The sequence below is a fragment of the Acidovorax sp. GW821-FHT10E03 genome (assembly GCF_059415205.1).
This window is the reverse complement of the sequence record NZ_JBWKMU010000005.1, coordinates 227,206-249,652: the sequence shown is the minus strand read 5'-3', so window position 1 is coordinate 249,652 and position 22,447 is coordinate 227,206. Positions and strand designations below refer to the sequence as shown.

Sequence of the window (22,447 nt, the reverse complement as noted above, 5' to 3'; positions counted from 1 at the left end):
AATCATCCACCGCCACCAGCCTGCGCCGTGCCCGCCGCTGGGCCATGGCGGCGGCGTGCGCACTGGCCGTGGTGCTGCCGGCGCTGGCGGCCACGGGCGAGAAGATCGGCACGGTGGACACCGCCTTCCAGTGGCTGGGCCGCGACCACGACATCATCGTGGAGGCCTACGACGACCCCGGCGTGCAGGGCGTGACCTGCTACGTCTCGCGCGCGCGCACCGGCGGCATCAAGGGATCGCTGGGCCTGGCCGAGGACCGGGCCGAGGCCTCCATCGCCTGCCGCCAGGTCGGGCCCATCAGCTTTCCGGAGCCGCTCAAGAAGCAGGAAGAAGTCTTCAGCGAACGCATGTCCATCCTGTTCAAGCGCCTGCGCATCGTGCGCATGGTGGACGCCCCGCGCAACACGCTGGTGTACCTGACGTATTCAGAAAAGCTGGTGGACGGATCGCCCCAGAACAGCGTGACCGCCGTGCCCGTGGACCGCGCCACGGCCATCCCGCTGCGCAAGTGACACGCAGTCACCGTCCGTCGCCGTAGCGGGACGTACGTCACCACCAACAGAAAAGGGGCTTTGAGCCCCTTTTCTTTTGATAAAAACAGCCTCTACCGCTTGACTGGCAAGCGCGAACAGCTATTAATCCAATAGCATCACCTCATCCAGCCTGCTGCGCCGCAATCTGCCGCAGCGCCTGCTCGAACACCTCCACCGGCTGGCCGCCCTGGATCAGGTGGCGCTCGTTGATGATGATCGCCGGCACCGAATGGATGCCGCTTTGCAGGTACAACTGCTCCCGCTCGCGCACCTCGTCCGTGAAGCGATCAGATGCGAGCAGTGCACGCGCCTCGGCCACGTCCAGCCCCACCTCGCCCGCCACACGCGCCAGCACCTCGTGGTTGCTCGGGTCCTGCCCGTCGGTGAAGTAGGCCTTGAACAGCGCCTTCTTCAGCGCGGGCTGCACGCCCTTCTCTTCGGCCCAGTGCAGCAGCCGGTGCGCATCGAAGGTGTTGTAGATGCGGCTGCGCTTGTCCATGCTGAAGGTAAAGCCCAGCTCCGCGCCGCGCGCCGCGATGGCCTCGCGGTTCTTCTGGCTCTGCGCGGGCGTCGCGCCGTACTTTTCTTGCAGGTGCTCGCCGATGTCCTGCCCCTCCGGGCCCATCTGCGGGTTGAGCTCGAATGGCTGAAAGTGCAGGTCCAGCGCCACCTCGTCCTTGAGGCGGTCCGCCGCCTGCTCCAGCGACCGCAGGCCGATGATGCACCAGGGGCAGGAGACATCGGAGACGAAATCGATCTTGAGGGTGGTGGGGTTGGGCATGGGAGGGCCTTGGGAAGGGAAGAAGGACGGGATGGTAGGCGGGGTGGGATAACCGTGGTGGGAGGGGGTTTACTGAGCAGGTCAGCGCCGCCGACTGCGAAGCGATCAGTGATGTCGGCCCCCTGAGCTCACGGTCCAGGTCACGCGGCGGTCATGCATGCGCCAGTGACTTCTCGGACCCAGCGGCCGGTTGCAAAGGGCTGCAGGCCCTGCCATCCAGCCGGTACGTTCACCATGCCTGAACGTCCGCTGACCCGGGCCAATCCAGCGTGAACCTGCATGCGGCCTATTGAACCCGCAGCACCTCAAACTGCTGTCGGATTGGAGCGACCTGTATCGACACCTCATCCCCCTCGCATTTGCCCAGCATGGCCCTGCCCAGTGGGGCTTCGCTGCTGATGACCTGAACGGGCTGGGCGCCGTTGACCAGCTTCATGCTGCCCCCATCCGGACCGAGAAAGAGCTGCTGCCGCTTGTCGTCGGAATCGACCAGGCAAACCAGTGCGCCGAGCTGTATACCTTTGCTGGCGTCGTAGGGTCGCGGGCGGAATTGGCGCCAATTGGCCATCGCCTGGCGGATGGCTTCGGCGCGCCGGGCTTGGCCGGTGGCCAGGTAGGCGGCTTCGAGTCCCAATGTGTCGTATTTGTTTTCGGCGATGTTTTCTTCGTGGGTCGCCGTTTCATGGGCCGCACGCACTGCCTGTTCGGCTTGCAGCAGGTCTTCGGCGAGCCGTTCCAGCACCTGCTGCCGCAGCAAGAATTTATCCATGATGAAGGGTCGGCATCTCGAACAAGCGGGGGTGGGTCTTGATTGCGAAGGGCTCCGGGCTCCACCAGCCTTGGACGCTTCTGTTGGCTGCGGGTTGACTTCAGCCCTGGGCACTGTCCTGTCGTCCATTTCGGTGCATCGAACGGCAGGAGCTGGCCGATGGTACCCATTCGCGAAAGTGGGGCGCATGCCCGCAACCCGCCTGAAGCTGCGGCCCGCCAAAGCCGAGCGATCTCTAGGCGCGTCCCCTCAACTCCGTCTTCAACACCTTCCCATAACTATTCTTGGGCAACCCCTCCACCCACCGATACACCTTCGGCCGCTTGAACCGCGCAATGTGCTCTCCGCACAGCGCATCCAGCACCGCATCCCCCACCGGCCCGCCCTCGCCCGCCACAAGATACGCCACCACCACCTCGCCCCACTCGGCATCGTGCTGGCCCACCACGGCCACCTCGCGGACCTGGGGGTGCAGCAGCAAAACCTCTTCCACCTCGCGCGGGTAGATGTTGCTGCCGCCGGAGATGATCACGTCCTTCGACCGGTCCTTCAGGGTCAGGAAGCCATCGGCATCCAGCACGCCCAGGTCGCCGGTGTGCAGCCAGCCGCCCTGCAGCGTGCGCGCGGTGGCGTCGGGGTTGTTCCAGTAGCCGGGCATGACGGTGTCGCCGCGCACCAGCACCTCGCCGGTCTCGCCCGTGGGCAGGGGCTGGCCTTGGGCGTCGGCCACGCGCACCTCCACCAGCGACTGCGCCACGCCGACCGAGGCCATGCGGTCGGCCCAGCGGAGGTGGGTGGTGTCGGCCAGGTGCGCGCGTGACAGCGCGGTGATGGTCATGGGGCTTTCCCCCTGGCCGTAGATCTGCACGAAGCGATCGTCGCCCATCACGGCCATGGCGGCGCGCAGATCGTCGGCATACATGGGGCCGCCGCCGTAGATGATCGTTTTGAAGCCCGACACGTCGGCACCCGCGGCGCGCACGTGGTCCACCAGGCGGTGCACCATGGTGGGCGCGGCAAACAGGGTGAGCTGGCCCACCGATGCGGCCAGCTGCACCAGCTCGGCGGGGTCGAAGCCGCCGGACACCGGCACCACGTGCCGCCCGCCGCGCAGCACCTGGGCGTAGTTGTACAAACCCGCGCCGTGCGACATGGGCGCGGCGTAGACCATGGCGTCGCCGGGCAGCACGTCGTCCACGTCGGTGAAGTAGCAGGCCGTCATGGCCAGCAGGTTGCGGTGCGTCTGCATCACGCCCTTGGGCCGGCCGGTGGTGCCGGATGTGTAGAACAGCGATGCGATGTCCTCCGGGGCGCGGTCGTGCACGTGCATGGGCGCATCGTGCTGCACGGCGGTATCGTAGGCGGCGCAGCCCAGCACCAGGGTGGCTGCGGGGTCTGCGCCCGCCTCGCGCGCGGCGGGGTGCAGGGCCTCGGACACCAGCGCCACGCGCGCACCGGAGTCGGCCAGCACGTAGGCCAGCTCCTTGGCGTGCAGCTTGTAGTTGACGGGCACGGACACGGCGCCGGCCCACACGATGGCGTGCAGCGCCTCCAGGTACTCGGGCGCATTGGCGGCGTAGATGGCCACGCGGTCGCCGGGCAACACGCCGTAGCGTGTACGCAGGCTGGCGGCCAGCGCGGCGGTGCGTGCGCCCAGCGTTTGGTAGTCGAAGAGCACACGGTCGCCGTGCAGCACGGCGGGCTGGTGGGCATGCAGTTGCGCGCTGCGGCGCAGCAGGTGGGCGATGTTCATCGGACGCCCCGCGCGCCGGGGATGGCGGTGCCTGCCCTGCTGGTACTGCCCGTACTGCCCGTACTGTTTGTATTGCTTGCCCTGCTGGTCGTCGCCGCTTGCCGCATGCCTTGCCTCCTTGCCATGAGACAGCCACTGTACGCAAGAGAGGCCCGGGCGCACAGTCGCTCCACTACGCAAGGGGAAACCCGGGTGGGCCGCAGGGCTGGCAGCCGGCGCCGCGATGCACCTGGTTACCAGATGCCCGCAATTCCCCACAAGCCGTGGCGTTGAAAGCGCGCACCCTAGACTGCACCTGACTCCGCACGCCGCCCCACCGCCTTCTGGCACGGGCAGCGTGACAGCCCCCTCCATTTCATGGCCTTGCAGGCCCGCACCGCATGACTCCAGAACAGCAAAAATCCATTCTCACCATCGCCTTGCTGGCCGCGTTTGCGGACGGCACCAAGGACGACGCCGAGCGTGAAGAGATCCGCCGCATCGCCCAGTCGCTGGCGGGCGACAGCGGCATGGCCGACCTGCCGCGCATTTACCAGGACGTGCTGCTCAAGCGCACCACGGTGCAGGCCGCAGCCGCCGCGCTGACCGACCCCGGCCACCGCCAGCTGGCCTACGAGATGGCGGTGTGCGTGTGCGACGTGGACGGCCGGCAGACGCCGGCGGAGGCGCAGTTCCTGGCCACGCTCAAGTCCGCGCTGCAGCTGGGCGCGCAGCAGACCGCCGCCTTCGAGCACGAGGCCGATGCGCTGGTGGACGCGGCCGAGAAGGCGCCACCCTCGGCCGTGCCCTGGGGGGTGGCGGGTGCTGCCACCGGTGCTGCGGCCTATGCAGCCGCCGCGTCGGCGCCTTCTTCTTCGTCGTCTGCATCCGTGCCGGTGCCCGCACCCGCAGGCCCGGGCGATGCCGAGCTGGACAAGTCCATCCTGAACTACGCGATGCTCAACGGCGCTCTGGAGCTGCTGCCGCAGTCGTGGGCGTCGATGGCCATCATCCCGATGCAGGTGAAGATGGTCTACGGCATCGGCAAGGCGCATGGCGTGGAGCTGGACCAGGGCCACATCAAGGAGTTCATCGCCGCGGCGGGCGTGGGCATGACGTCGCAGTACCTGGAGCAGTTTGGCCGCAAGCTGCTCGGCGGCCTGCTGGGCAAGGTGGCGGGCCGCACCATTGGAGGCGTAGGCAGCGCGGCCACCGGCATGGCGTTTTCGTTTGCCACCACGTATGCGCTGGGCCAGGTGGCCAAGCGCTACTACGCGGGCGGCCGGGTGATGAGCACCGCCATGCTGCGCGACAGCTTTCAGAATCTGCTGGGCCCGGCCAAACAGATGCAGTCGCAGTACCTGCCGCAGATCCAGCAGAAGGCCGCCACGCTGGATGTGGGCAAGATCATGGCCATGGTGCGCGGCGCCTGACCCACGGGGCCCGGCAAGATTGCTATATTTTTAATAGCATTCAGCGCTTGACAGGCAAGCGCTAGCGGCTCATTCAAGGCCCGATCCCGGGGCCCGCCGCATGCGCGCAGGGGCGCCGGCGCGCGGCGCGGGCCCGACGGCGCTGCAGCCGCGCCACGCGCGCGCACAGGCCCTGTGGCGCCAACACCGGCCCATGACAGAATCGGCCCATGCTCGACCACACGGATCCTGTCGCCTCCATCATCCCGGCCATGTCGCTCGATTCACCGTCCGACAACGCCATGACGGCGCTCTCCCGGCTGGCGCTGGGGCCCGTGAACACCGCGTACTACCTGGCCGTCTTCGAGCGCTTTGACAACACCGGCCGCACCACCACCACCTGGAACTGGGCCGCGTGCCTGGCCACGCTCAACTGGATGCTGTTTCGCCAGTTGTGGAGCGCCGCGCTGGTCTACGTGGCGGCCGCCGAGGGGCTGGCGCTGATCGTGTTCGGCGTCGGCCGCTCCTTCCTGCAGTGGCCGCCGGGCGTGGAACTGGGGGTGCTGGGCGCCTTCGCCGTCCTGGCCTTCGCGGTGCCCGGCCTGTATGGCAACGCCATCCTGTATGCCGACATCCGCAAGCGGGTGGCGCGCGCGCTGGCCGCCTCCCGCACCCTGCCCGAGGCCAGCGCGCTGCTGGAGAAGCAGGCCAGCTCGCGCAAGCGGCTGCAGGCGCTGGTGCTGGCCAACCTGGTGCTGGCGGCCGCGGCGGCGCTGGCCTACCTGGCCTGGGCCCCTTCGGCCACCAGGCCCCTGGCACTGGAACCGGCGGTGACCGTCGCCCAGGCCACCGCGACAGCCGCGTCCAGGCCCGGCGCGGCGGCGTCTTCTGCACCAGCACCAGCACCAGCACCAGCGCCCGCCCCCGCACCGGCACCGGTACCTGCATCCACGCCCGCTGCCTCGGCCCCCATGCCGAGCACCTCCGCCGCCGCGTCCACGGCGGCGGCACCGCCCGGGGCACCAGCGGCCGCGCCGGCAGGCAAAACCCCGCCACCGGCCACCCAGGCAGCGCCCGCCACCGCGAGCCCTTCCGTACCCACGGCCCCCACGGCGCCGCCGGCCGCCAGCGCGCCAGTCTCCTCGCCGGCCACCAAGGCCACCTCCAAATCCCCGGCCAAGGCAGCACCCGGCGCGGCCAGCACACCGGCGCCCGCCGCCGAGCCAGCAAGCCGCGCGGCCTCCACCGCGAAGCCTTCCAAGGCGGCCAAGGCACCACCCGCCCCAGCCGCTGCTCCAGCGGCCTCCACCACCCAGCCCACCGTGGGCACCGCGGCGGGCTACTACATCAACGTGGGGCTCTTTGCCGACGAAGCCAACGCCCGCAAGGCCCAGGCCCGGCTGCTCAACGAAGGGCTGCCGGCCTTCCGCCAGGAGCTGAACAGCGCCAAGGGCCGCCGCATCCGTGTCCGCGTGGGGCCCTACGAAAGCCGCGCGCAGGCCGACGCGGCGGCCGGGTCGATCCGGGCGATGGCGCTGGAAGCCGTGGTCTTCAGGCAATAGACAAATAAATAGGCGCGGGCCCGCGCGCAGCGGCCCACCCCGGCGCCGGGCGCGCCGTCCTACGCACCGGGCACGCTGGCGCCGACGCCCGCAACCCAGGCGCACCGGTAGGCTGCATGCACCACACCGCCGCCGCCATGAACCGCACGCTCCGCCCTGCCCTGCATCTCTCCACGCGCCGCCTGGCCACCATCGCGGCCGTGGCCGCGGGCGCGTTGCTGGCCACCGCCTGTGCGCCATGGCGCATCTGGACGGTGGCGGAGCTGGCCCGTGGCGCGCGGCCCTTCACCGCACACCCCGCCCAGCCGGACAAACGCCTGCTGGTCGTGGGCGACAGCACCGCCGTCGGCACCGGGGCCAGCACGCCCGCGCAAAGCCTGCCGGGCCTGATCGGCCAGCAGCACCCGCGGTGGCGCATCGACAACCTGGCGGCCAATGGCGCACGGTTTGCCGACGTGGCCGCGCAGCTGGAGCGCGCGGACGGTGGCTACGACATGGTGCTCGTGCTCGCGGGTGGGAACGACGTGATCCGCTTCACGCCCGCGGACACGCTGCGCGCCGAGCTGCAAAGGACCATGTCGCTGGCCCTGCAGAAAGGGCGCCGCGTGGTGCTCATGCCCTGCGGCGACGTGGGCCATGCACCGTTCTTCGCGCCGCCACTGTCCTGGGTCATGTCGCGCCGTTCGAAGCGCCTGCACGCCCTGGCGCAGGACGCCGCCGCGGACCACGGCGCGCACTACGTGCGCCTGCTCAGGCCCCGGGACCAGGACCCCTTCGTGTCCCGGCGGGACACCTTGAATGCCGCCGACGGACTGCACCCCAGCAGCGCGGGGTACCAGGAGTGGTACCGCGCGCTGGTGGCCCAGGGCGGACTGCCCGCGCCCTGACGGCACGCGCGGGCGCCGCGCGCACCGGATGCAGGCCGCGCCCGCCGGGGCGGCCCGCGTCAGCGCGCCCCGTCGATTTCCGCCAGCCAGTCCTGGACCTGCCGGATGACCCAGCGCGGATCGTCCAGCGGCAGATCGTGCCCTGCGCGGGGGTGCAGCACCACGGGCACCCGCCACGCGCTGGCCACGGCCTGCGAGCACTGGCTGCGCACCAGGCCGTCCCCGTGGCTCGCCAGCAACAGGATGCGCGCCACGGGCCCCACCCGGGGCGCACGGTAGCGGGCCGCCGCCACCAGCTGGCGCAGCGCATTGGCGGCCCGCACCGGGCGGCGCGCGCGCACGGCGGCCCAGTCCCGCACCACCTGCTGGCGCTCAGGCGCGCTGTTGCTGGTCAGGCGCAAGACCACCTGCTCGATCTGTTGCGGCGCGCCGCCCCACAGCGCCAGGCGCAGCAGCGCCGCGTAGTTGCGCGGCCGCAGGCGGTGATAGAAGGGGCTGAAAGGGCGAAAGCTCGTGTTGATCAGCACGCAGCCCGCCACCTCCGCGGGGGCCACCCGCGCCCATTCGGTCGCCACCATGGCTCCCAGCGACACGGCCAGCAGGTGGTAGGGCGGCGCGATGCCGCGCCCGGCCAGCGCCTCGCGGCATGCCCGCACCATGGCGGGCACCGACAGCGGCGAAGGCTGGCGGTGGAGCTGGCCGTTGCCGGGCAGGTCGAGCGGCAGCACCCGGTCCCGGGGCAAGGCTCGCTCGAAATCCGCCAGGAAGTCCCCCCAGTGGGCGGACTCCCGCGCCAGGCCCCTGAGCAAGATCCACTGGCGCATGGGCGCAGGCCTTCAGTACCACGCGGCCAGGGCGTCCGCCCTGCGCTGCGCGCGCTGCCCCGGTGCGGGCACCCAGCGCCCGTGGCTGCAGGCCGCGCGGGCCAGGAAATCGAGCAGCGACAGATGGCGCCGCAGCACGCGCTGCTGCCGGTGGTCGATGAGCGGGTTGAAGATGCCGTTGCGCGAGAACAGCTGGCGCGGGTTCTTCTTGATCCACAGCCAGGAGCCCATCTCCAGCGTCAGCGGCAGGAACGTGTGCGCGGGCACGTCGCGGCAGGCCTGCAGGTACAGGTGGTCCCACAGGTCGCCGTGCGCCAGGTACTGCGCGCTCTGCGGCTCGATGACGTACGGGTGGTGGCTGTGGGCCTGCAGGAAGATCTCCTGCAGCGCGTGCAACTCGGCCAGGTGCGGGATGGGCTTGCGCGTGTGGGCAAATGGGAACCACAGGCGGTCCCGGGCGCCAAATCCCGAATGGCAGTCGATGGCGATGCTGAAAGGCCGCGCCAGCAGCTCCTCGGACGCCACCTCGCACAGGGCCTGGCTTTCCGGCTCCATGGCATCGCCCGCGCGCCCCCGGTACCAGGGAAGCCCCGCGCTCACCCGCTGCCCGCCGATCCACGGCGGTACCCGGTCGGTGGCGTCCACCGGCGCGTTGCGCATCAGGTCCACGCCGCGCGGATTGGCGCGCGTGGCGGCCCACATGCCGCCCGGATTGACGATGGGCATGAAGACCATGCGCATGTGCTCGAGCTGGCGGTGCAGCGTGGTGTCCCACTGCAGCCGCATCACCACGTTCTGCAGGTAGGCCAGGACCACCTCGGCGCCGATGCGCTCCAGGCCATGCACGCCACCGAAGAACCCGACCGCCGGAACGTCCGGCGCCGGATTGCCCAGGCCAATGGCATGGATCGGAAAGCAGTGGCCCGAGGCCGTCTGCACCTGCCGCACCACCCGCACCTGCAAGTGGGACGCACCGAGTTCGATGATCTTTTCGAGCGCCAGCAACTCGGGCAGCGTGTTCATGGTGGGTGGCAAGGGTGGCGCGAAACCGGGCGACAGGGCGACAGTGCAACGAAGAGCGAGCATATGCCCGGCCCGCAGGCACCGGCAACGCCATCGCGCGCCCTGTATGAATTCAGCGAAACGACGCGGAACTGTCACACAAGCGCGTTAACTTGCCCGCAGACAACCTGTTCAAAGAGGCACACGATCATGCTCTGGAGATGGCTCGGACTGCAGCGGCTGCTGGATGAACTCTTCGATGCCCCCGGCTGGCCGAGCTTCGACCTGCCCCGCACCGATGGATGGGCGCATGAAGACGCAGCAGCCACGGCGCAGGACTGAAGTGCGCCGCCTGGCCGTGCTGTGCGGCACCCTCGGCTGCGCGCTGGCCTGGGGCCTGGTGGAGCTGCTGGCGCTCCAGCGCCAGCGCTACCACCAGTGGCGCCAGCGCCACCAGACGCCGGCACACCGTTGACGGCGGCCCGCGGCAGCGCCCGCACGCGGCGGCGGCGGGCATGCGGCCGGCCCCACTGGCACCGCTTCGGGCATGCCTTTCACCCGCTGTTTCAGAAGCCTCTGGCGCAGGCGGGTCTTCACATTTGCGGGGTGTGCCGCAGTCGCACCTAAAATTGCGCACCTTCCCTTCAATGGGGGGAGGCACACTGCAACTCTGAAGCAAAGAAGAATCATCATCATGGCAACTGCAAAGAAAACCCCAGCGCCCGCAAAGAAGACCGTCAAGGCGGCAGCTCCAGCTGCTGCGAAGAAGGCAGCACCCGCCGCCAAGAAGGCAGCGGCACCCGCGAAGAAAGCCGCCGCTCCAGCAGCGAAGAAGGCCGCCGCCCCCGTGGCCAAGCCGGTCGCCGTGGGCATCAAGCCGATCAAGACGGCCTTCAACAAGACCACGCTGATCGCCCACCTGGCCGAGCAGGCTGGCGTGGAACCCAAGGCCACCAAGGCCGTGCTGGCCGCGCTGGAAGCGACCATCCTGGGCTCCGTGCACAAGAAGGGTTCCGGCGAATTCACGCTGCCCGGCCTCATGAAGATCGGCCTGCAGCAGATTCCCGCCAAGAAGAAGCGCTTCGGCAAGGACCCTTTCACCGGTGAAGAGCGCTGGTTCCCCGCCAAGCCCGCCGCGGTGAAGATCAAGACCCGCGCACTGAAGAAGCTCAAGGACGCAACGGCCTGATAAATCAGCCCGCGCTCCCCAGCGACAAGGACCAGATGCCTCCGGGCGTCTGGTCCTTTTTCTTTGGGCGGCTCAATTGCGCTCCGGTGGACTCAGTTGGGCTGGCAATGCCCCGTGGCGCCGTCGCAGCCCAGGCAGTCCACCTGCAGCACCAGGCCCGCCACCAGCGGCCGCAGGCCCACCTCGGCCGCGCGCAGCTCCAGCTCGTTGCGCAGCTGTGCGCCGGGCAGCGTGGCCGAGCGCTCGCACCGGCGGCAGGCAATGCGCACGTCGGCCGACGGCGGCGGTGCAAAGGGCCGCAGGCGATACACCGTGTGGCGCCGGTCGCTGCGGTCGTGCAGCAGCACGCCCAGGGCCTGCAGCTCGTGGATGATGCGGTACACCGTGCTGGTGCTCACGTGCGTGCCGCGCAGCAGCATCTGGTGAAAAGCCTCGTCCGCACCCATGCCCGCGCTGCCCGCGGAGTGGATCACCTGCAGCACGCCGATGCGCGCCGTGGTGGGGCGCAGGCCCGCCGTGCGCAGGCGCTGCAGCATGGTCACGGGCTCATTGATGCTTGCGTTCATGGCTGCGCCATGACGGCCACGCGGCGCACGCCAGCGTCGGCATCGGGCTGCCAGCCCCCGCCCAGCGCGCGGTACAGCGCCACCTGCGCCTGCCATTCGGCCTGGTGCAGCTGGGCCGCCATGTCCTGCGCGGCATAGAGGGTACGCTGCGCATCCACCAGCGTGAGCAGCGTCTCGGCCCCGGCGCGGTAGCGCGACTGCGCCAGGGTAGCCGCCTGCTGCGCCTGCTGCACCACCTGTGCCTGCGCCATGCGCTGGGCCTGCGTGCCCGCCACGGCCTGCAGGGCTTGCTCCACGTCGCTCACGGCCGCCACGATGCTGGCGCGGTACTGCGCCAGCAGCTCGGCCTGCCGTGCCTGGGCCGCATCGCGGTCGGCGGCCAGGCGCCCGCCGTTGAAGATGGGCGCCGCCAACGCGGCGGCCAGGCTGTAGAGCGGGTTGTCGAACACGCGGGGCAGGTTGCTGCCCCCGGTGCCCAGGCTGGCGCTCAGGCTGATGCGCGGCAGCAGCGCCGCGCGGGCTGCGGCCACGTCAGCGTGGGCGGCCTGAAGCCGCGCCTCGGCCCGCGCAATGTCGGGCCGCCGCACCAGCAGGTCGGCGGGCGACCCGGCAGCGGGCGCCAGCGCCTGCGTGGCGGGCAATGCGCTGGCCTGCACCACCGGCCACTGCGCCTGGCCCAGCAGCGCGGCCAGCGCCGTGTGCGCGCCCGACACCTGCTGGCGCCGTGCCTCCAGAACCTGCCGCTGCGTGGCCACCAGGCCGCGCTGCTGCGCCAGCTCCAACTGCATGGCGGCCCCGGCGCGCGCACGCGACTCGACCACGGCCAGCACGCGCTCGGCGCTGTGCAGGTTCAGTTCGGCAATCGCCAGGCGCTCGCGCCCGCCCACCAGCTGCAGCCAGGCGTGCGCCACCGCCGCCGTCAGCGTGATCTGCACCGCGCCGCGGTCGTGCACGCTGGCCGTGCGCAGGGCCTGGGCACTGGCGCGCTCGGCACCCAGGCGGCCCCAGGCATCGAGCTCATAGCTGGCGACGAGTGCGGCGCCGATCTGGTTGCCGGCCACCTCGGCCTGCCCGCCGGCACGGGCCTGGCGGCGGGCGTCGAGCGTGCCGGTCACGGCGGGCAGCAGGCTGGCGCCGGCGGCCCGCGCCACGGCATCGGCCTGCCGCACCCGCGCGATGGCGGCGGCGAGGTCCGGGCTCTGCGCGTGGGCGGCGTGGATGAGCGCGTCGAGCTCTGCGACACCGAGCGCAGAGACACCCGTCGCCACCCCCTGCGCGGGCGGCACCGGGCTGGCCCAGTGCACGGGCAAGGCGGGTGCTGCAGCGGCATCTTCAGGCGGCGGCTGCACCGCGGCGCAGCCACTGAGAAGCAGCACACCGGCGGCAAGACAGGACACAGAGGCAATACAAGTGCGCATACCAACCATCACAATCATTCGGAAGCCAGGGCCACCACGGGGTCGAGCCCGGCGGCGCGGCGGGCGGGCATGTAGCCGAACACCAGGCCCGTGGCCACGGCGCAGGCAAAGGCACCGCCCATGGCGGTGAGCGAGAAGATCACGGGCACGCCCGACACGATGAGCGCCGCGCCCACGGCCAGGCCGATGGCCAGGCCCGCCGCGCCGCCCACCAGCGTGACGAGCACGGCCTCGGTGAGGAACTGGCGCAGGATGTCGCCCTGCCGCGCGCCGGTGGCCATGCGGATGCCGATCTCGCGCGTGCGCTCGCGCACCGTCATCAGCATCACGTTCATCACTCCGATGCCGCCCACCACCAGCGACACGGCCGCGATCAGGCCTAGCATCATGGTCATGGCGTTGCGCGTCTGCGCCTCGGCCTGCAGCTTGGCCGCCGCGTTGCCGATGCGAAAGTCCTCGCGCCCGTGGCGCGACAGCAGCAGGGCGTGCATGGCCTTCTCGGCCGCCTGCACCTGCTCCACCGACGCGGCAGCGACCACGGTGTAGTCGGGCTGGGTCTGCACGCGGTACACGCGCGCGCGGCCCGACTGGTAGGGGATGAACACCATATCGTCGTAGTTCTGCGCGCCCGAGTCGGCGCCGCGCTCGGCCATCACGCCGATCACCTCGAACGGTGCGTTGCCGATCAGCAGGTGGCGGCCCAGCGGGTTCGGGTGGTCCGGAAAGAACTGCGCGCTGGCCTTGTGCCCCAGCACCACCAGCGGCGCCAGGTCGCGGTCTTCGGCCGCGCTGTAGTAGCGGCCCTGGGCCACCTTCCAGTGGTGCACGCGGGGCATATCTTCGCTGGCGGCGAACACGTAGATCTGCCGCTCGACGTTGCCGTGGCGCACGGGGATGGGATCGCCGATCACGGGCATCACGTGGCCGATCTCGGGCAGGCGGGCGATGGCCTCCAGGTCCTCTGCGGTGATCTCGCCCTGCGGCCCGCCCTCGCGCGGGTGGCTGGCGCCCAGGTACATGATGGTGGTGCCCATGGAGCCCATCTGCTCCACCACGCGCTGCTTGGCGCCCTCGCCCACGCCCATCATCACGATGACCGACGCCACGCCGATCACGATGCCCAGCAGCGTGAGCCCGGTGCGTGCGCGGTTGATGCGCATGCCGCGCCAGGCCGAGCGGGCGGCCTCGGCCAGTTCGGCCCAGAAGGCGCGTCCGGAATTTTTGCTACTATTTTTATAGCTGATTGCGCTTGCTGGTTGCGCGGTAGAGGCATTTTTTTCTTCCAACGTGCCTGCCACAGCCGCACCGCTGTCCGCCACGATCTCGCCGTCGCGGATCTCGATCACGCGGCGCGCCTGGGCGGCCACTTCGCGGTCGTGGGTGATGAGCACGATGGTGTGGCCCGCATCGGCCAGCTCGTGCAGCAGCGCCATCACCTCGGCGCCGCTGTGGGTGTCCAGCGCGCCGGTGGGCTCGTCGGCCAGGATGATGCGGCCGCCGTTCATGAGCGCCCGGGCAATCGACACGCGCTGCTGCTGCCCGCCCGACAGCTGCGTGGGCCGGTGGTGCAGCTTGTCGGCCAGGCCCAGGCGCGTCAGCAGTGCGGCTGCGCGGCGAGTGCGCTCCTCGCGCGGGGTGCCGGCGTAGATGGCGGGCACCTCGACGTTCTCGCACGCCGACTCGGCGCGGATCAGGTGGTAGCCCTGAAAGACGAAGCCGAAGGCCTCGCGCCGCAGCCAGGCCAGCTGGTCGGCGTCGAACCCCGCCACGTCTTCGCCCTGGAAGCGGTAGCTGCCGCTGCTGGGCTTGTCCAGGCAGCCGAGCAGGTTCATCAGCGTGGACTTGCCCGAGCCCGATGCGCCCACGATGGCGACGAATTCGCCCGCGTGGATGGACAGCGAGATGCCACGCAGCACCTCCACCTCGGGCTGCTCGCCACCGCCGTAGCGGCGGCGCACGCCGCGCAGCTCGATCAGCGGCACACCAGGGGCGTCATGCAAGACGCCGTGCAGGGTGTCGTGTTGGATGCCGGTGCCTGCGGTCACAGCTTGAACCTTTGCGGGCCGCTGCGCGCAGGGCGCTCGCCGGTCACCAGCTGCTCGCCCTCTTGCAGGCCCGAGCGCACCTCGGCCAGGTGGCGGCTTTTCACGGCGACGACGACGGCGCGCTGCTCCACCACGCCATCGGCGCGCAGCACGCGGGCGCTGTGGGTGGCTGCTGCGGCCTTCTCGCCAGCGCCGGCACCAGCGCTGTCACCGTCGCCCTCCGCATCAGCCGCCTTGCCACCAGCCGCCTTGCCGCCGGCCGGGCTGGCAGGGATTGCCAGGGCCGACAGCGGCACGGCGATCACGCCCTGCGCCTGCGCGGTGACGAAGCTGGTCTGCGCGGTCATCTGCGGCATCAGCTCGCCGTCGGCGTTGTCCACGTCGAACAGCACGGTGTACGACACGGCCTTGCTCGCGGCGGCCTGCGCGTTGGCGCCGCCCGCGGCCTTGGCCTCGGGCGTGGGCGGCGCGGGCAGCACCTGGCGCACGGTGCTGCGCCAGCGGCGCCCGGCGGTGTCGGCCTGCCCACCCAGCGTGGTGAAGTACACCGGCAGGCCGGCCCGCACCTGGCGGATGTCGGCCTCGGAGACTTCGGTCCACACCGTCATGGTCGACAGGTCGGCCACGCGCAGGATGTTGGGCGTCTGGTAGGTGGCGTTCAGGGTCTGGCCCTCGCGCGCTTCCAGCGCCACCACGGTGCCGGCCATGGGCGCGTAGATGCGGGTGTAACCCAGGCGCGCCTCGTCGGCCTTCAGGCTCGCCTGGGTCTGGTCGATCTGCGCCTTGAGGTGGTCGATGCGCGCCGCGGCTGATGCCAGCGCGGCCTCGGCCGTCTGCAAATCTTCCAGCCGCGTGGCGCCTTCACGCTCCATCTGCTGCTGGCGGGCCTGCTGCTGCTGGGCCAGGCGGTGCTGGGCCTGCTGCTCGGCCAGTTGCGCCCGCAGGCCGGCGAGTGCGGCGCGCGCGCCGTCCACCGTGGCCTGCTGCACGCTGGGGTCTATCTCCACCAGCAACTGGCCCTTCTTGACCTCGGTGCCGGGCTGCACGTGCAGGCGCGTTATCTGCCCCGACACCTGCGCGCCCACGTCCACATAGCGGCGCGGCTGCAGCGTGCCGATGGCGCTGACCGTGGCCTCGATGTCGCCGCGCGCCACGGGCACGGTGTCGTAGACCATGGCGGGCTGCCGCGTCCACCACCAGGCGCCGGCGGCGATGGCACCCGCTAGCACCACCAGGGCGCCCACGCTCAGGGCTGTGCGTGCGGTGCGTGTATGAGAGGTCGGGGCCATCAGCGGGGCACCTCGAAGCTGAGCGTGGCGGTGTGGCGCACGTCGTCGTATTTCTTGCCGTCCACGGTGACCGAGCCGTTGACCTTGGCGCTCACCTCCAGCACGTAGAGGCCGGGGAACGGCGTCTCCAGTTGCACCGTGCCATCGGCCGCCGGGGCCAGCGTGCGGCGCCAGCCGGCGCTGGTGTCCACGTTCACCTGCGACGCCGCCACGGTCTGCCCCTTCCACACCAGCTTGAAGGTGTTGCCGCCCGGCGTGGTGGGCACCAGCTCCAGGTCGTTGGCGGCGCGGGTTTCAGTGCGGCCGCTGCGGGCCTGGTAGTAGGTGACCGCGCCGTGGCCGGTGATGTGCAAGGTGCTCAGGCGCAGGTCGTCCCCGCCCGGCACGGTGATGTCGATGTGGCCGGCCTGCGGCGCCACGGGCAGGTCCTTGCCGTCGGCCAGGTAGGCGCGCGGCGCCTGGAGGGGCGGCAGCGCCGCGCTGCGGCGGGGCAGCTCGCCGGCGTAGGCGCGGGCCTGGGCCCCGTCGCGCTGCAGCCACACATAGTCGGCATGGGCGTGGCCCGCCCAGGCGCAGGCGGCCAGCGCAAGCAAGGCACCGGCGGCGGCGGAAGGTGAGGCAAAGAGTGAAGACATGGCTGGGTCGAAAAACGAAGATGAAAAAAACGCAGGCCGCCAACGGCGCAGGCTGCAGGGCCCGCGCACTGCACCTACTGCCTATGACCAACGAGACGGAAAAAAGGGCACGCTGTTCGGGACTTTTTTTGCCAACGCCCCCCAAAGCGGCGCCGCCGGTGCCTACAGCCCGCCAACGGCCCCCACAAGGCACACGCCCGCCACCAGCACCGTGGCCGCCGACACCCGCACCGCCAGTTGCGGCGCGTAGGTCAGCAGCACACCCACCAGCAGGCCGCCCGCCGTGAGAAGGCCGCACCAGGCGGTCAGCCCCACGGTGGCGCCCCAGGCCCCGATGCAGGCGGCCAGGGACAGCGCCAGCAACAGGCTGCCTGCCCAGCGCAGCACCCGGCGCCGTGTGCGCGGCACCTCGCTGCGGCCGGTGACCTGTTCGTGGTGGCGGTCCATGGCCAGCGCCAGGCCCGCCATGCCGCTGAACGACAGCGTGAGCGCGGCCAGCGGTGCGGCCCAGATCGCCGCCGTCATGCACCCCCCTTCAGCGCCCAGAGCGCAGCGGCCAGCACGGCCGACAGAACGGCCAGGCCCATCCAGGCGCGCAGTGCGCTGCGTGCGCTGAAGGCCCAGATCACCGCCGCCGCATACACCGCAAAGCTGAGCAGGGTGGCCGTGAGCAGCGCGCTGGCGCGGCTGGTGTCCGACACGCGGGGCAGCCCCACGGCCAGCACCGCGGTGAACAGCGACGCCAGCGCATAGCCGCCCAGGGCCGCCGCCAGGGCGCGGCTGGCCACCATCAAGCGGTAGCGCGCGGCAGAGCCTGCGTGTGCGGTGGCCATGGCGGCTTACTGCGCGACGAAGGTCAGCGTGGTCGTGTAGCCCAGCTTGGCGACCTTCTGGCCGGCAATGACCACATCGCCCACGGCAGGTGCCTCGTGGGTGCTGACGAGCACGTAGCGGCCCTTGCCGTTCACCGGCACGTCGACGCGGCCGGCCGCATCGGTCTTGAAGCCCTTGGTCCACTTGTCGGGCGTGATCACCGTGACGGTCTTGTTCGCCACGGGCTGGCCCTTGAACACCAGCGTGAAGGTGTTGCCACCCGCCGTGACGGGCACCAGCTCGTAGTCGAGCACGGCCTGCGTCTCGCTGCGGCCGGCGCGCGCGTTGAACACGGCGGCCTGGAAGCTGCCGTCCTTGGCCTTCCAGGGCTTCCAGACCTGGTCGTTGGACAGGCGCACGTCGCCGGCAGCGGCCACGTCGGCCTCCAGGAATTCCTCCTTGGCGGTGAGCTTGGCCGTCTGCTGGCGGTCGGTGGTGAAAACCTGGGTGGTGGCGGCCAGCTTGGCCACTTCGGCGCCCTTGTCGTGCTCGCTGTCGGCATCGCCCACGTACACACGCACCGGGCCGGTGGCATCACGCTCCAGCCACAGCTGGTGGGCAGTGGCGGACAGGGCGATGCCGGACAGGGCGACGGCGAGCAGGGTTTTCTTGAACATGGAGACTCCTTTGAAAATCGAGAAGAAGAAAGAAAAAAACGGGAAAGAAGCACTGCGGCGCGCTAGAGGGCGGCACCGGCGACCACGGCACCACGGGCGCGCGCGGGCGCCACCGCAGCGCGCTGCCGGCGGTGCACGCGGCGGGCCGCGACCGCAAAGCAGGCGCCCAGCGCCAGCATGGTCAGGTCGAACCCGGCCAGCACCCAGTCGCCCGCAGGCAGAGTGACGCCCAGGTGGCGGTCGGTGGTCAGCGCATTGATCAGGGGCAGCAGCGCGAAGGCGGCGGCGGCCAGCCACAGCGATTCGAGCCACGCGCGCAGCGGCGTGCGCAAGGCCGGGTACAGCAGCAGCACGCCCCAGGTGATGAAGAGCACGTGCGCCTCCCACTCGCGGCGGGTGGCGAAGTCCGCCGGGATCAGGCGGTTGGCCCAGAAGTACGCGGCCACGGCCACGGGCAGGCCGGCCACGGTGCCGATGTTCAGGCACTCCACCAGCCGAAAGCCGAACTCGGGCTTGCTGCCCGTACGGGCCCGTTTGTCCTGTTGGGTGCGGCGCTTGGCGGTCCAGAGCACGAGGCCGGTGGCGATCATCGCGCAGCCCAAGAGGCCACTCGCAAAGTAGAGCCAGCGCAGCATGGGCCCTGCAAAGCGGCCTTCGTGCAGGGCCAGCAGGACGTCCTGCGTCTCGCGGGCCGCGCCGTCCTCGGCCTTGGGCGGCAGGGCCTCGCCCGTGCGGGCATGAAAGCGCAGCCGGTCGCTGCCGGCAATCTGCCCGCCCGCCACGCGCACCAGCTGCACGTCGGCATCGGCGCGCCCGGGCTGCTGCACACCCACGCGCGCCACCTGGCCCGCGCCCCACTGCGCCTCGGCCCGGGCCACCAGCGGCGCCAAAGCGGTGAGCGGCTGCGCGGAAACAGTGGCATCCACAGCGGCCGGTCGCTGCAGCAGGTCGTCGTAGAACACCTGCGCGTTCCCCGCATAGTGGCTGGCCGCCAGGCCCGCCGGCATGTACTGGAACAGGAAGAACACCAGCCCGCTGTACGTGATCATCAGAAAGAACGGCAGCGCCGTCACGCTGATGATGTTGTGCGCGTCCAGCCATGAGCGCTGGCCCTTGCCCGGCCGGAAGGTGAAGAAGTCCACGAAGATCTTCTTGTGCGTGATGACCCCCGTCACCACGGCCATGAGCATCAGCATGGTGCACACGCCCACCAGGCGGATCGCCACGTCATACGGCACGTAGTGCAGCATGTAGTGCATGCGGTACAGCAGGTGGCCGCCGCCGGTCTTGCGCACCACGGGCTCTGCGGCTGCCTGGCCCGTGGCAGGGTCCAGGGTTCGGCGCACGAAGCGGCCGCGCGCGCCGGGCTTGCCCTCTGCGGACGGCTCGCGCCAGCTCACGCTCAGTGCACTGCTGCCGCGCTGGCCGGGCAGCTGCACCGACCAGTCCTGCGACTGTGGCGGCGCGTTGGCCTGCAGGTAGGCCTGCGCCAGCTCCACCGCCCGCTGCGGGTCCACCTTGGCGGCATCTGTCGCCAGGGGCAGCTCGGGGCGCATCCACCGGTCGATCTCGTGCGCGAAGTAGCCGGCCGTGCCCGTCACGAACACGAAGAACAGCACCCAGCCGACCACCAGCCCGACCCAGGTGTGCAGCCAGGCCATGCACTGGCGAAAGCCTTCTTTCATGGCAGATCACTCCGGTTGCAGAGATGCGATGGCATGCATCACTCCCTGCCGGCAAAAACTGGCGCAACACAGGCCAGGGCTCCCGCGCAAGGGCCGCCCCGCCGCGCTGGGAGCGTCCCCCTTGCAGGGGGAAGGCGCAAAGCGACTCAGGGGGCGCATCAGAACCGCACGTCCAGCGCCACCTGCAGGCTGCGCGGCGCGCCGTAGTACGAGTTGCCGACCGAGGTGTAGTACACCTTGTCGAGGGCATTGCGCAGGTTGGCCGTGACGGCCACCGTGTCGGTGATGGCGTAGCGCACCATGAGGTCGACCACCGCATACGCGGGCTGCGTGAACCGCACGCGCGCGGCGCCCTGGTTGTCGCGGTAGATCTGGTTCTGCCAGCGCAGGCCGCCCCCCACGGTCAGCCCCTTGCCGATGCCCGCGATGCGGTAGCTGGTGAACAGCTTGGCCGTGTTCTGCGGCACGTCGGTGAGCAGGCGGGTGCGCAGGCGGTCCTGCGTGAGGTTGCGCGAGAAGCCCGCCGCGACCTGCCAGCCCGGGCGCACCTCGCCCGTGGCCTCCACCTCGAAGCCGCGCGTGCTGGTGCCCGAGACGGCCTCGTAGGCCTGGCTGCCGTCCGGGGCGAACACGTTGGGAATGGCCACGCCCAGGTTGTCCTGCCGCGCCTTGTAGATGGCGCCCGAGACGTTGAGGCGGTCGTTCAGGAACGCGCCCTTCACGCCCAGCTCGAAGCTGTCGCCCGTCTGCGGGTCCATGTAGTCGCCGTTGGCCAGGCGCAGGCTTTGCGGCGTGAAGATGGTGGTGAAGCTGGTATAGGCCGACCAGTTGCGGTCGATGTCGTAGACCAGGCCCAGATACGGGGTCACCTCGCCGCTTTCGTAGCGGTTGTTGGCGGTGGTGGCGCCGGTGGAAAAGCGGGTGCTGGTCTGCGCGCGGCTCCAGTCCACCACGCGCGCGCCGGCCAGCATGGCCAGCGCGTCCGTGGGCTTGAAGCGCACGGTGGCGTAGGCGCTGTTCAGGCGTTCGTCCGAGGTGTTGCGGCCGATGCTGGGGTTGGCCGGCGCGGCGGGCGAGGTGCCGTCCCAGGTGAAGATATTGCCGATGGCGCTGCTCCAGCCCGCGTGCGTCCAGTTGGTGTATGACGGCGCGTCGTAGCTGGTGCGCGACATCTGCGCGCCGAAGGCCACGTCGTGCTTGCGGCCCAGCAGGTCGAAGCGGCCCGTGGTCTGCACATCCAGGCTGTCCTGGCGCGGCGTGGCGCTCCAGCGGCCGGCCCACAGCGTGACACCCGCGCCCGTCTCGCGCACCGGCGCGCCGCCGCTGGCGTAGCCGATCAGCTCGTCGTAGAAGTTATTGGTGCGGGTGGCCGTGGCCTTGACCTTCCAGTCGTCGCTGAAGCGGTGCTCCAGCGCCGCGAACACGGAGGTGTAGTGGCGCTTGGAATACGCCCAGGGCGGCGCGGCCGAGGCCGAGCGGCTCCACTGCGTGCGCGTGCCGTCGGAGTAATAGGCCGGCAGGCCGCCGCGCGCGTGGCCCGTGGCGTCGTGGTGCTGCACCGACGCGCCGGCGAACAACTGCGTCTGCGCCGTGAGGTCGGCCTCGACCGCGCCGTAGAGCAGCTTCTTGCGCTCCTTCAGGCGGTCGATGTAGGAGTCGTTGTCCTGCGCGGCGGCCACCAGGCGGCCCCGCACGCTGCCCGACGCGTTGATGGGCCCGGCGATGTCCGCCTCGGTCCGCACATGGTTCCACGAGCCCGCCTCGGCCCGCACGGAGGCCTGGAAGTCGGCCGTGGGCCGCTTGCGGATCATGTTGATGGCCGCGCCCGGCGTGCCGATGCCGTTCATCAGGCCCGAGGCGCCGCGCACCACTTCCACGCGGTCGAACATCGCCATGTCGTTGGTCTGGAAGATGCTCGAGTAGTTGGAGTCCGTCTGGCGGACGCCGTCGATCATGTAGGTATTGACCGAGAAGCCGCGCGAATAGATGGGCGAGGTGTCCGAGCCCTGGTTGCCGCTCTGGCTGAAGACCAGTCCGGGCGTCTGCGCGACCACGTCGGACAGCTGCGTCAGCCCCTGGTCTTCCATGCGCTGGCGCGTGATGACGCTGACCGACTGGGGCGTCTCGCGCAGCGACAGGCCCAGCGGCGTGGATGTGCCCGCCTGGCGCGTGGTGTAGGAGCCGCTGTGCTCGGTGAGCGCGCTGGGCTCGGCCTGGGCCTGCACCCGCACTTCGGCCAGGCTGGTCTCGCCTGCTGCACCCGCAGCACCCGATGACGCCGCCGCGGGCGGCCTGCGCACCACGATGCTGGTGCCTTCGATCACGCCCACCAGGCCCGAGCCCGCGAGCAGCCGGTCCAGCGCCTCGCGCACCGTGAGCGACCCGTTCACGGCCTGGGCCGAGCGCCCCGCCACCAGCGCGGGCTGGACCATGAGCTCCATGCGTGACTGGCGCGCCAGATCGTTGAGCGCCTGGGCCAGTGGCTGCGCGGCAATGCTGAGCGCCACGGCGGGCTGCCCGGCGGCGGGCGCCACCTGGGCGCTGGCGCCCATGGCCGCCAGGCTGAGTGCGACGGCCAGGGCCAGCGGGGCGGGCCGGAATCGGGTGCGGGGCATGTGAGAGATCTCC

General features: G+C 70.7%; 22 protein-coding genes. 7 read left to right on the top strand and 15 right to left on the bottom strand.

The window, feature by feature from the left end; all coding sequences use genetic code 11:
* The first annotated feature begins 44 nt into the window (after positions 1-44).
* Positions 45-512 carry a CreA family protein gene (locus AC07OD_RS10940; protein WP_255594789.1) on the top strand — a complete coding sequence of 156 codons (468 nt, stop codon included), beginning with the start codon at positions 45-47 and terminating at the stop codon, positions 510-512.
* 142 nt (positions 513-654) lie between these two features.
* Here the strand turns inward: AC07OD_RS10940 and AC07OD_RS10935 are convergent, their stop codons facing one another.
* The 3 genes from AC07OD_RS10935 to AC07OD_RS10925 form a co-directional block, all read right to left on the bottom strand.
* On the bottom strand, positions 655-1,314 hold the full coding sequence (locus AC07OD_RS10935; protein ID WP_218339713.1) for a DsbA family oxidoreductase: 660 nt from the start codon (positions 1,312-1,314) through the stop codon (positions 655-657).
* 286 nt (positions 1,315-1,600) lie between these two features.
* The gene (locus tag AC07OD_RS10930) at positions 1,601-2,083 is read right to left on the bottom strand and encodes a GreA/GreB family elongation factor (protein WP_369643345.1); all 483 of its coding nucleotides are present in this window, start codon (positions 2,081-2,083) and stop codon (positions 1,601-1,603) included.
* Between the two features lie 235 nt (positions 2,084-2,318).
* On the bottom strand, positions 2,319-3,836 hold the full coding sequence (locus AC07OD_RS10925; RefSeq protein WP_494596607.1) for an AMP-binding protein: 1,518 nt from the start codon (positions 3,834-3,836) through the stop codon (positions 2,319-2,321).
* Between the two features lie 380 nt (positions 3,837-4,216).
* Between AC07OD_RS10925 and AC07OD_RS10920 the strand changes: the two genes are divergently transcribed.
* The 3 genes from AC07OD_RS10920 (at position 4,217) to AC07OD_RS10910 (ending at position 7,676) form a co-directional block, all read left to right on the top strand.
* Positions 4,217-5,248, top strand: coding sequence for a YcjF family protein (locus AC07OD_RS10920; protein WP_494596605.1), 1,032 nt, complete (start codon positions 4,217-4,219; stop codon positions 5,246-5,248).
* Between the two features lie 209 nt (positions 5,249-5,457).
* The gene (locus AC07OD_RS10915; protein WP_494596603.1) at positions 5,458-6,789 is read left to right on the top strand and encodes an SPOR domain-containing protein; all 1,332 of its coding nucleotides are present in this window, start codon (positions 5,458-5,460) and stop codon (positions 6,787-6,789) included.
* A 137-nt stretch (positions 6,790-6,926) separates the two neighbouring features.
* The gene (locus AC07OD_RS10910) at positions 6,927-7,676 is read left to right on the top strand and encodes an SGNH/GDSL hydrolase family protein (protein ID WP_494596601.1); all 750 of its coding nucleotides are present in this window, start codon (positions 6,927-6,929) and stop codon (positions 7,674-7,676) included.
* Positions 7,677-7,735: 59 nt separating this feature from the next.
* Here the strand turns inward: AC07OD_RS10910 and AC07OD_RS10905 are convergent, their stop codons facing one another.
* Positions 7,736-8,500 carry an alpha/beta fold hydrolase gene (locus AC07OD_RS10905; RefSeq protein WP_218339721.1) on the bottom strand — a complete coding sequence of 255 codons (765 nt, stop codon included), beginning with the start codon at positions 8,498-8,500 and terminating at the stop codon, positions 7,736-7,738.
* A 12-nt stretch (positions 8,501-8,512) separates the two neighbouring features.
* Positions 8,513-9,523, bottom strand: coding sequence for a M14 family zinc carboxypeptidase (locus AC07OD_RS10900; RefSeq protein ID WP_369643350.1), 1,011 nt, complete (start codon positions 9,521-9,523; stop codon positions 8,513-8,515).
* A gap of 189 nt (positions 9,524-9,712) precedes the next feature.
* Here AC07OD_RS10900 and AC07OD_RS10895 point away from each other — a divergent pair, with 189 nt between their 5' ends.
* From AC07OD_RS10895 to AC07OD_RS10885, 3 genes are all read left to right on the top strand, one after another.
* Positions 9,713-9,844: a hypothetical protein gene (locus tag AC07OD_RS10895; RefSeq protein ID WP_255591040.1), complete on the top strand. Its 132-nt coding sequence runs from the start codon at positions 9,713-9,715 to the stop codon at positions 9,842-9,844.
* Complete coding sequence (locus AC07OD_RS10890; protein ID WP_218296109.1) at positions 9,813-9,977, top strand: hypothetical protein; 165 nt, start codon at positions 9,813-9,815, stop codon at positions 9,975-9,977. The genes AC07OD_RS10895 and AC07OD_RS10890 overlap by 32 nt, the downstream gene beginning before the upstream one ends.
* Before the next feature lie 219 nt (positions 9,978-10,196).
* Positions 10,197-10,691, top strand: coding sequence for an HU family DNA-binding protein (locus AC07OD_RS10885; RefSeq protein WP_218296110.1), 495 nt, complete (start codon positions 10,197-10,199; stop codon positions 10,689-10,691).
* Positions 10,692-10,783: 92 nt separating this feature from the next.
* On the opposite strand, the gene AC07OD_RS10880 is transcribed toward AC07OD_RS10885, so the two are convergent.
* The 10 genes from AC07OD_RS10880 to AC07OD_RS10835 form a co-directional block, all read right to left on the bottom strand.
* A complete protein-coding gene (locus AC07OD_RS10880) occupies positions 10,784-11,257 on the bottom strand; it encodes a transcriptional repressor (RefSeq protein WP_218296111.1) in 474 nt (157 codons plus the stop codon).
* Positions 11,254-12,633, bottom strand: coding sequence for an efflux transporter outer membrane subunit (locus AC07OD_RS10875; RefSeq protein ID WP_494596599.1), 1,380 nt, complete (start codon positions 12,631-12,633; stop codon positions 11,254-11,256). The genes AC07OD_RS10880 and AC07OD_RS10875 overlap by 4 nt, the downstream gene beginning before the upstream one ends.
* Before the next feature lie 56 nt (positions 12,634-12,689).
* Entirely contained in the window at positions 12,690-14,657 is a 1,968-nt protein-coding gene (locus AC07OD_RS10870; protein WP_494596728.1) for a MacB family efflux pump subunit, read from the bottom strand.
* A 59-nt stretch (positions 14,658-14,716) separates the two neighbouring features.
* Entirely contained in the window at positions 14,717-16,009 is a 1,293-nt protein-coding gene (locus AC07OD_RS10865; protein ID WP_494596597.1) for an efflux RND transporter periplasmic adaptor subunit, read from the bottom strand.
* On the bottom strand, positions 16,009-16,644 hold the full coding sequence (locus tag AC07OD_RS10860) for a hypothetical protein (RefSeq protein WP_494596595.1): 636 nt from the start codon (positions 16,642-16,644) through the stop codon (positions 16,009-16,011). The genes AC07OD_RS10865 and AC07OD_RS10860 overlap by 1 nt, the downstream gene beginning before the upstream one ends.
* Before the next feature lie 162 nt (positions 16,645-16,806).
* Positions 16,807-17,169, bottom strand: coding sequence for a DUF3325 domain-containing protein (locus AC07OD_RS10855; protein ID WP_494596593.1), 363 nt, complete (start codon positions 17,167-17,169; stop codon positions 16,807-16,809).
* Positions 17,166-17,477 (bottom strand): DUF3649 domain-containing protein, encoded by a 312-nt coding sequence (locus tag AC07OD_RS10850; RefSeq protein WP_494596591.1) that lies wholly within the window; start codon positions 17,475-17,477, stop codon positions 17,166-17,168. The genes AC07OD_RS10855 and AC07OD_RS10850 overlap by 4 nt, the downstream gene beginning before the upstream one ends.
* Before the next feature lie 6 nt (positions 17,478-17,483).
* A complete protein-coding gene (locus AC07OD_RS10845) occupies positions 17,484-18,134 on the bottom strand; it encodes a nickel uptake transporter family protein (RefSeq protein ID WP_056423072.1) in 651 nt (216 codons plus the stop codon).
* A 62-nt stretch (positions 18,135-18,196) separates the two neighbouring features.
* The gene (locus AC07OD_RS10840; protein ID WP_494596589.1) at positions 18,197-19,819 is read right to left on the bottom strand and encodes a PepSY-associated TM helix domain-containing protein; all 1,623 of its coding nucleotides are present in this window, start codon (positions 19,817-19,819) and stop codon (positions 18,197-18,199) included.
* A 158-nt stretch (positions 19,820-19,977) separates the two neighbouring features.
* Positions 19,978-22,434, bottom strand: a complete 2,457-nt coding sequence (locus AC07OD_RS10835; RefSeq protein ID WP_494596587.1) for a TonB-dependent siderophore receptor — start codon at positions 22,432-22,434, stop codon at positions 19,978-19,980.
* Between the last annotated feature and the right edge of the window lie 13 nt (positions 22,435-22,447).

Excerpts from the sequence above, each read along its gene's own strand:
- AC07OD_RS10940 (WP_255594789.1), top strand. The coding sequence starts at position 45 with ATGGCGGCGGCGTGCGCACTGGCCGTGGTGCTGCCGGCGCTGGCGGCC.
- AC07OD_RS10935 (WP_218339713.1), bottom strand. The coding sequence starts at position 1,314 with ATGCCCAACCCCACCACCCTCAAGATCGATTTCGTCTCCGATGTCTCC.
- AC07OD_RS10930 (WP_369643345.1), bottom strand. The coding sequence starts at position 2,083 with ATGGATAAATTCTTGCTGCGGCAGCAGGTGCTGGAACGGCTCGCCGAA.
- AC07OD_RS10925 (WP_494596607.1), bottom strand. The coding sequence starts at position 3,836 with ATGAACATCGCCCACCTGCTGCGCCGCAGCGCGCAACTGCATGCCCAC.
- AC07OD_RS10920 (WP_494596605.1), top strand. The coding sequence starts at position 4,217 with ATGACTCCAGAACAGCAAAAATCCATTCTCACCATCGCCTTGCTGGCC.
- AC07OD_RS10915 (WP_494596603.1), top strand. The coding sequence starts at position 5,458 with ATGCTCGACCACACGGATCCTGTCGCCTCCATCATCCCGGCCATGTCG.
- AC07OD_RS10910 (WP_494596601.1), top strand. The coding sequence starts at position 6,927 with ATGAACCGCACGCTCCGCCCTGCCCTGCATCTCTCCACGCGCCGCCTG.
- AC07OD_RS10905 (WP_218339721.1), bottom strand. The coding sequence starts at position 8,500 with ATGCGCCAGTGGATCTTGCTCAGGGGCCTGGCGCGGGAGTCCGCCCAC.
- AC07OD_RS10900 (WP_369643350.1), bottom strand. The coding sequence starts at position 9,523 with ATGAACACGCTGCCCGAGTTGCTGGCGCTCGAAAAGATCATCGAACTC.
- AC07OD_RS10895 (WP_255591040.1), top strand. The coding sequence starts at position 9,713 with ATGCTCTGGAGATGGCTCGGACTGCAGCGGCTGCTGGATGAACTCTTC.
- AC07OD_RS10890 (WP_218296109.1), top strand. The coding sequence starts at position 9,813 with ATGAAGACGCAGCAGCCACGGCGCAGGACTGAAGTGCGCCGCCTGGCC.
- AC07OD_RS10885 (WP_218296110.1), top strand. The coding sequence starts at position 10,197 with ATGGCAACTGCAAAGAAAACCCCAGCGCCCGCAAAGAAGACCGTCAAG.
- AC07OD_RS10880 (WP_218296111.1), bottom strand. The coding sequence starts at position 11,257 with ATGAACGCAAGCATCAATGAGCCCGTGACCATGCTGCAGCGCCTGCGC.
- AC07OD_RS10865 (WP_494596597.1), bottom strand. The coding sequence starts at position 16,009 with ATGGCCCCGACCTCTCATACACGCACCGCACGCACAGCCCTGAGCGTG.
- AC07OD_RS10860 (WP_494596595.1), bottom strand. The coding sequence starts at position 16,644 with ATGTCTTCACTCTTTGCCTCACCTTCCGCCGCCGCCGGTGCCTTGCTT.
- AC07OD_RS10855 (WP_494596593.1), bottom strand. The coding sequence starts at position 17,169 with ATGACGGCGGCGATCTGGGCCGCACCGCTGGCCGCGCTCACGCTGTCG.
- AC07OD_RS10850 (WP_494596591.1), bottom strand. The coding sequence starts at position 17,477 with ATGGCCACCGCACACGCAGGCTCTGCCGCGCGCTACCGCTTGATGGTG.
- AC07OD_RS10845 (WP_056423072.1), bottom strand. The coding sequence starts at position 18,134 with ATGTTCAAGAAAACCCTGCTCGCCGTCGCCCTGTCCGGCATCGCCCTG.
- AC07OD_RS10840 (WP_494596589.1), bottom strand. The coding sequence starts at position 19,819 with ATGAAAGAAGGCTTTCGCCAGTGCATGGCCTGGCTGCACACCTGGGTC.
- AC07OD_RS10835 (WP_494596587.1), bottom strand. The coding sequence starts at position 22,434 with ATGCCCCGCACCCGATTCCGGCCCGCCCCGCTGGCCCTGGCCGTCGCA.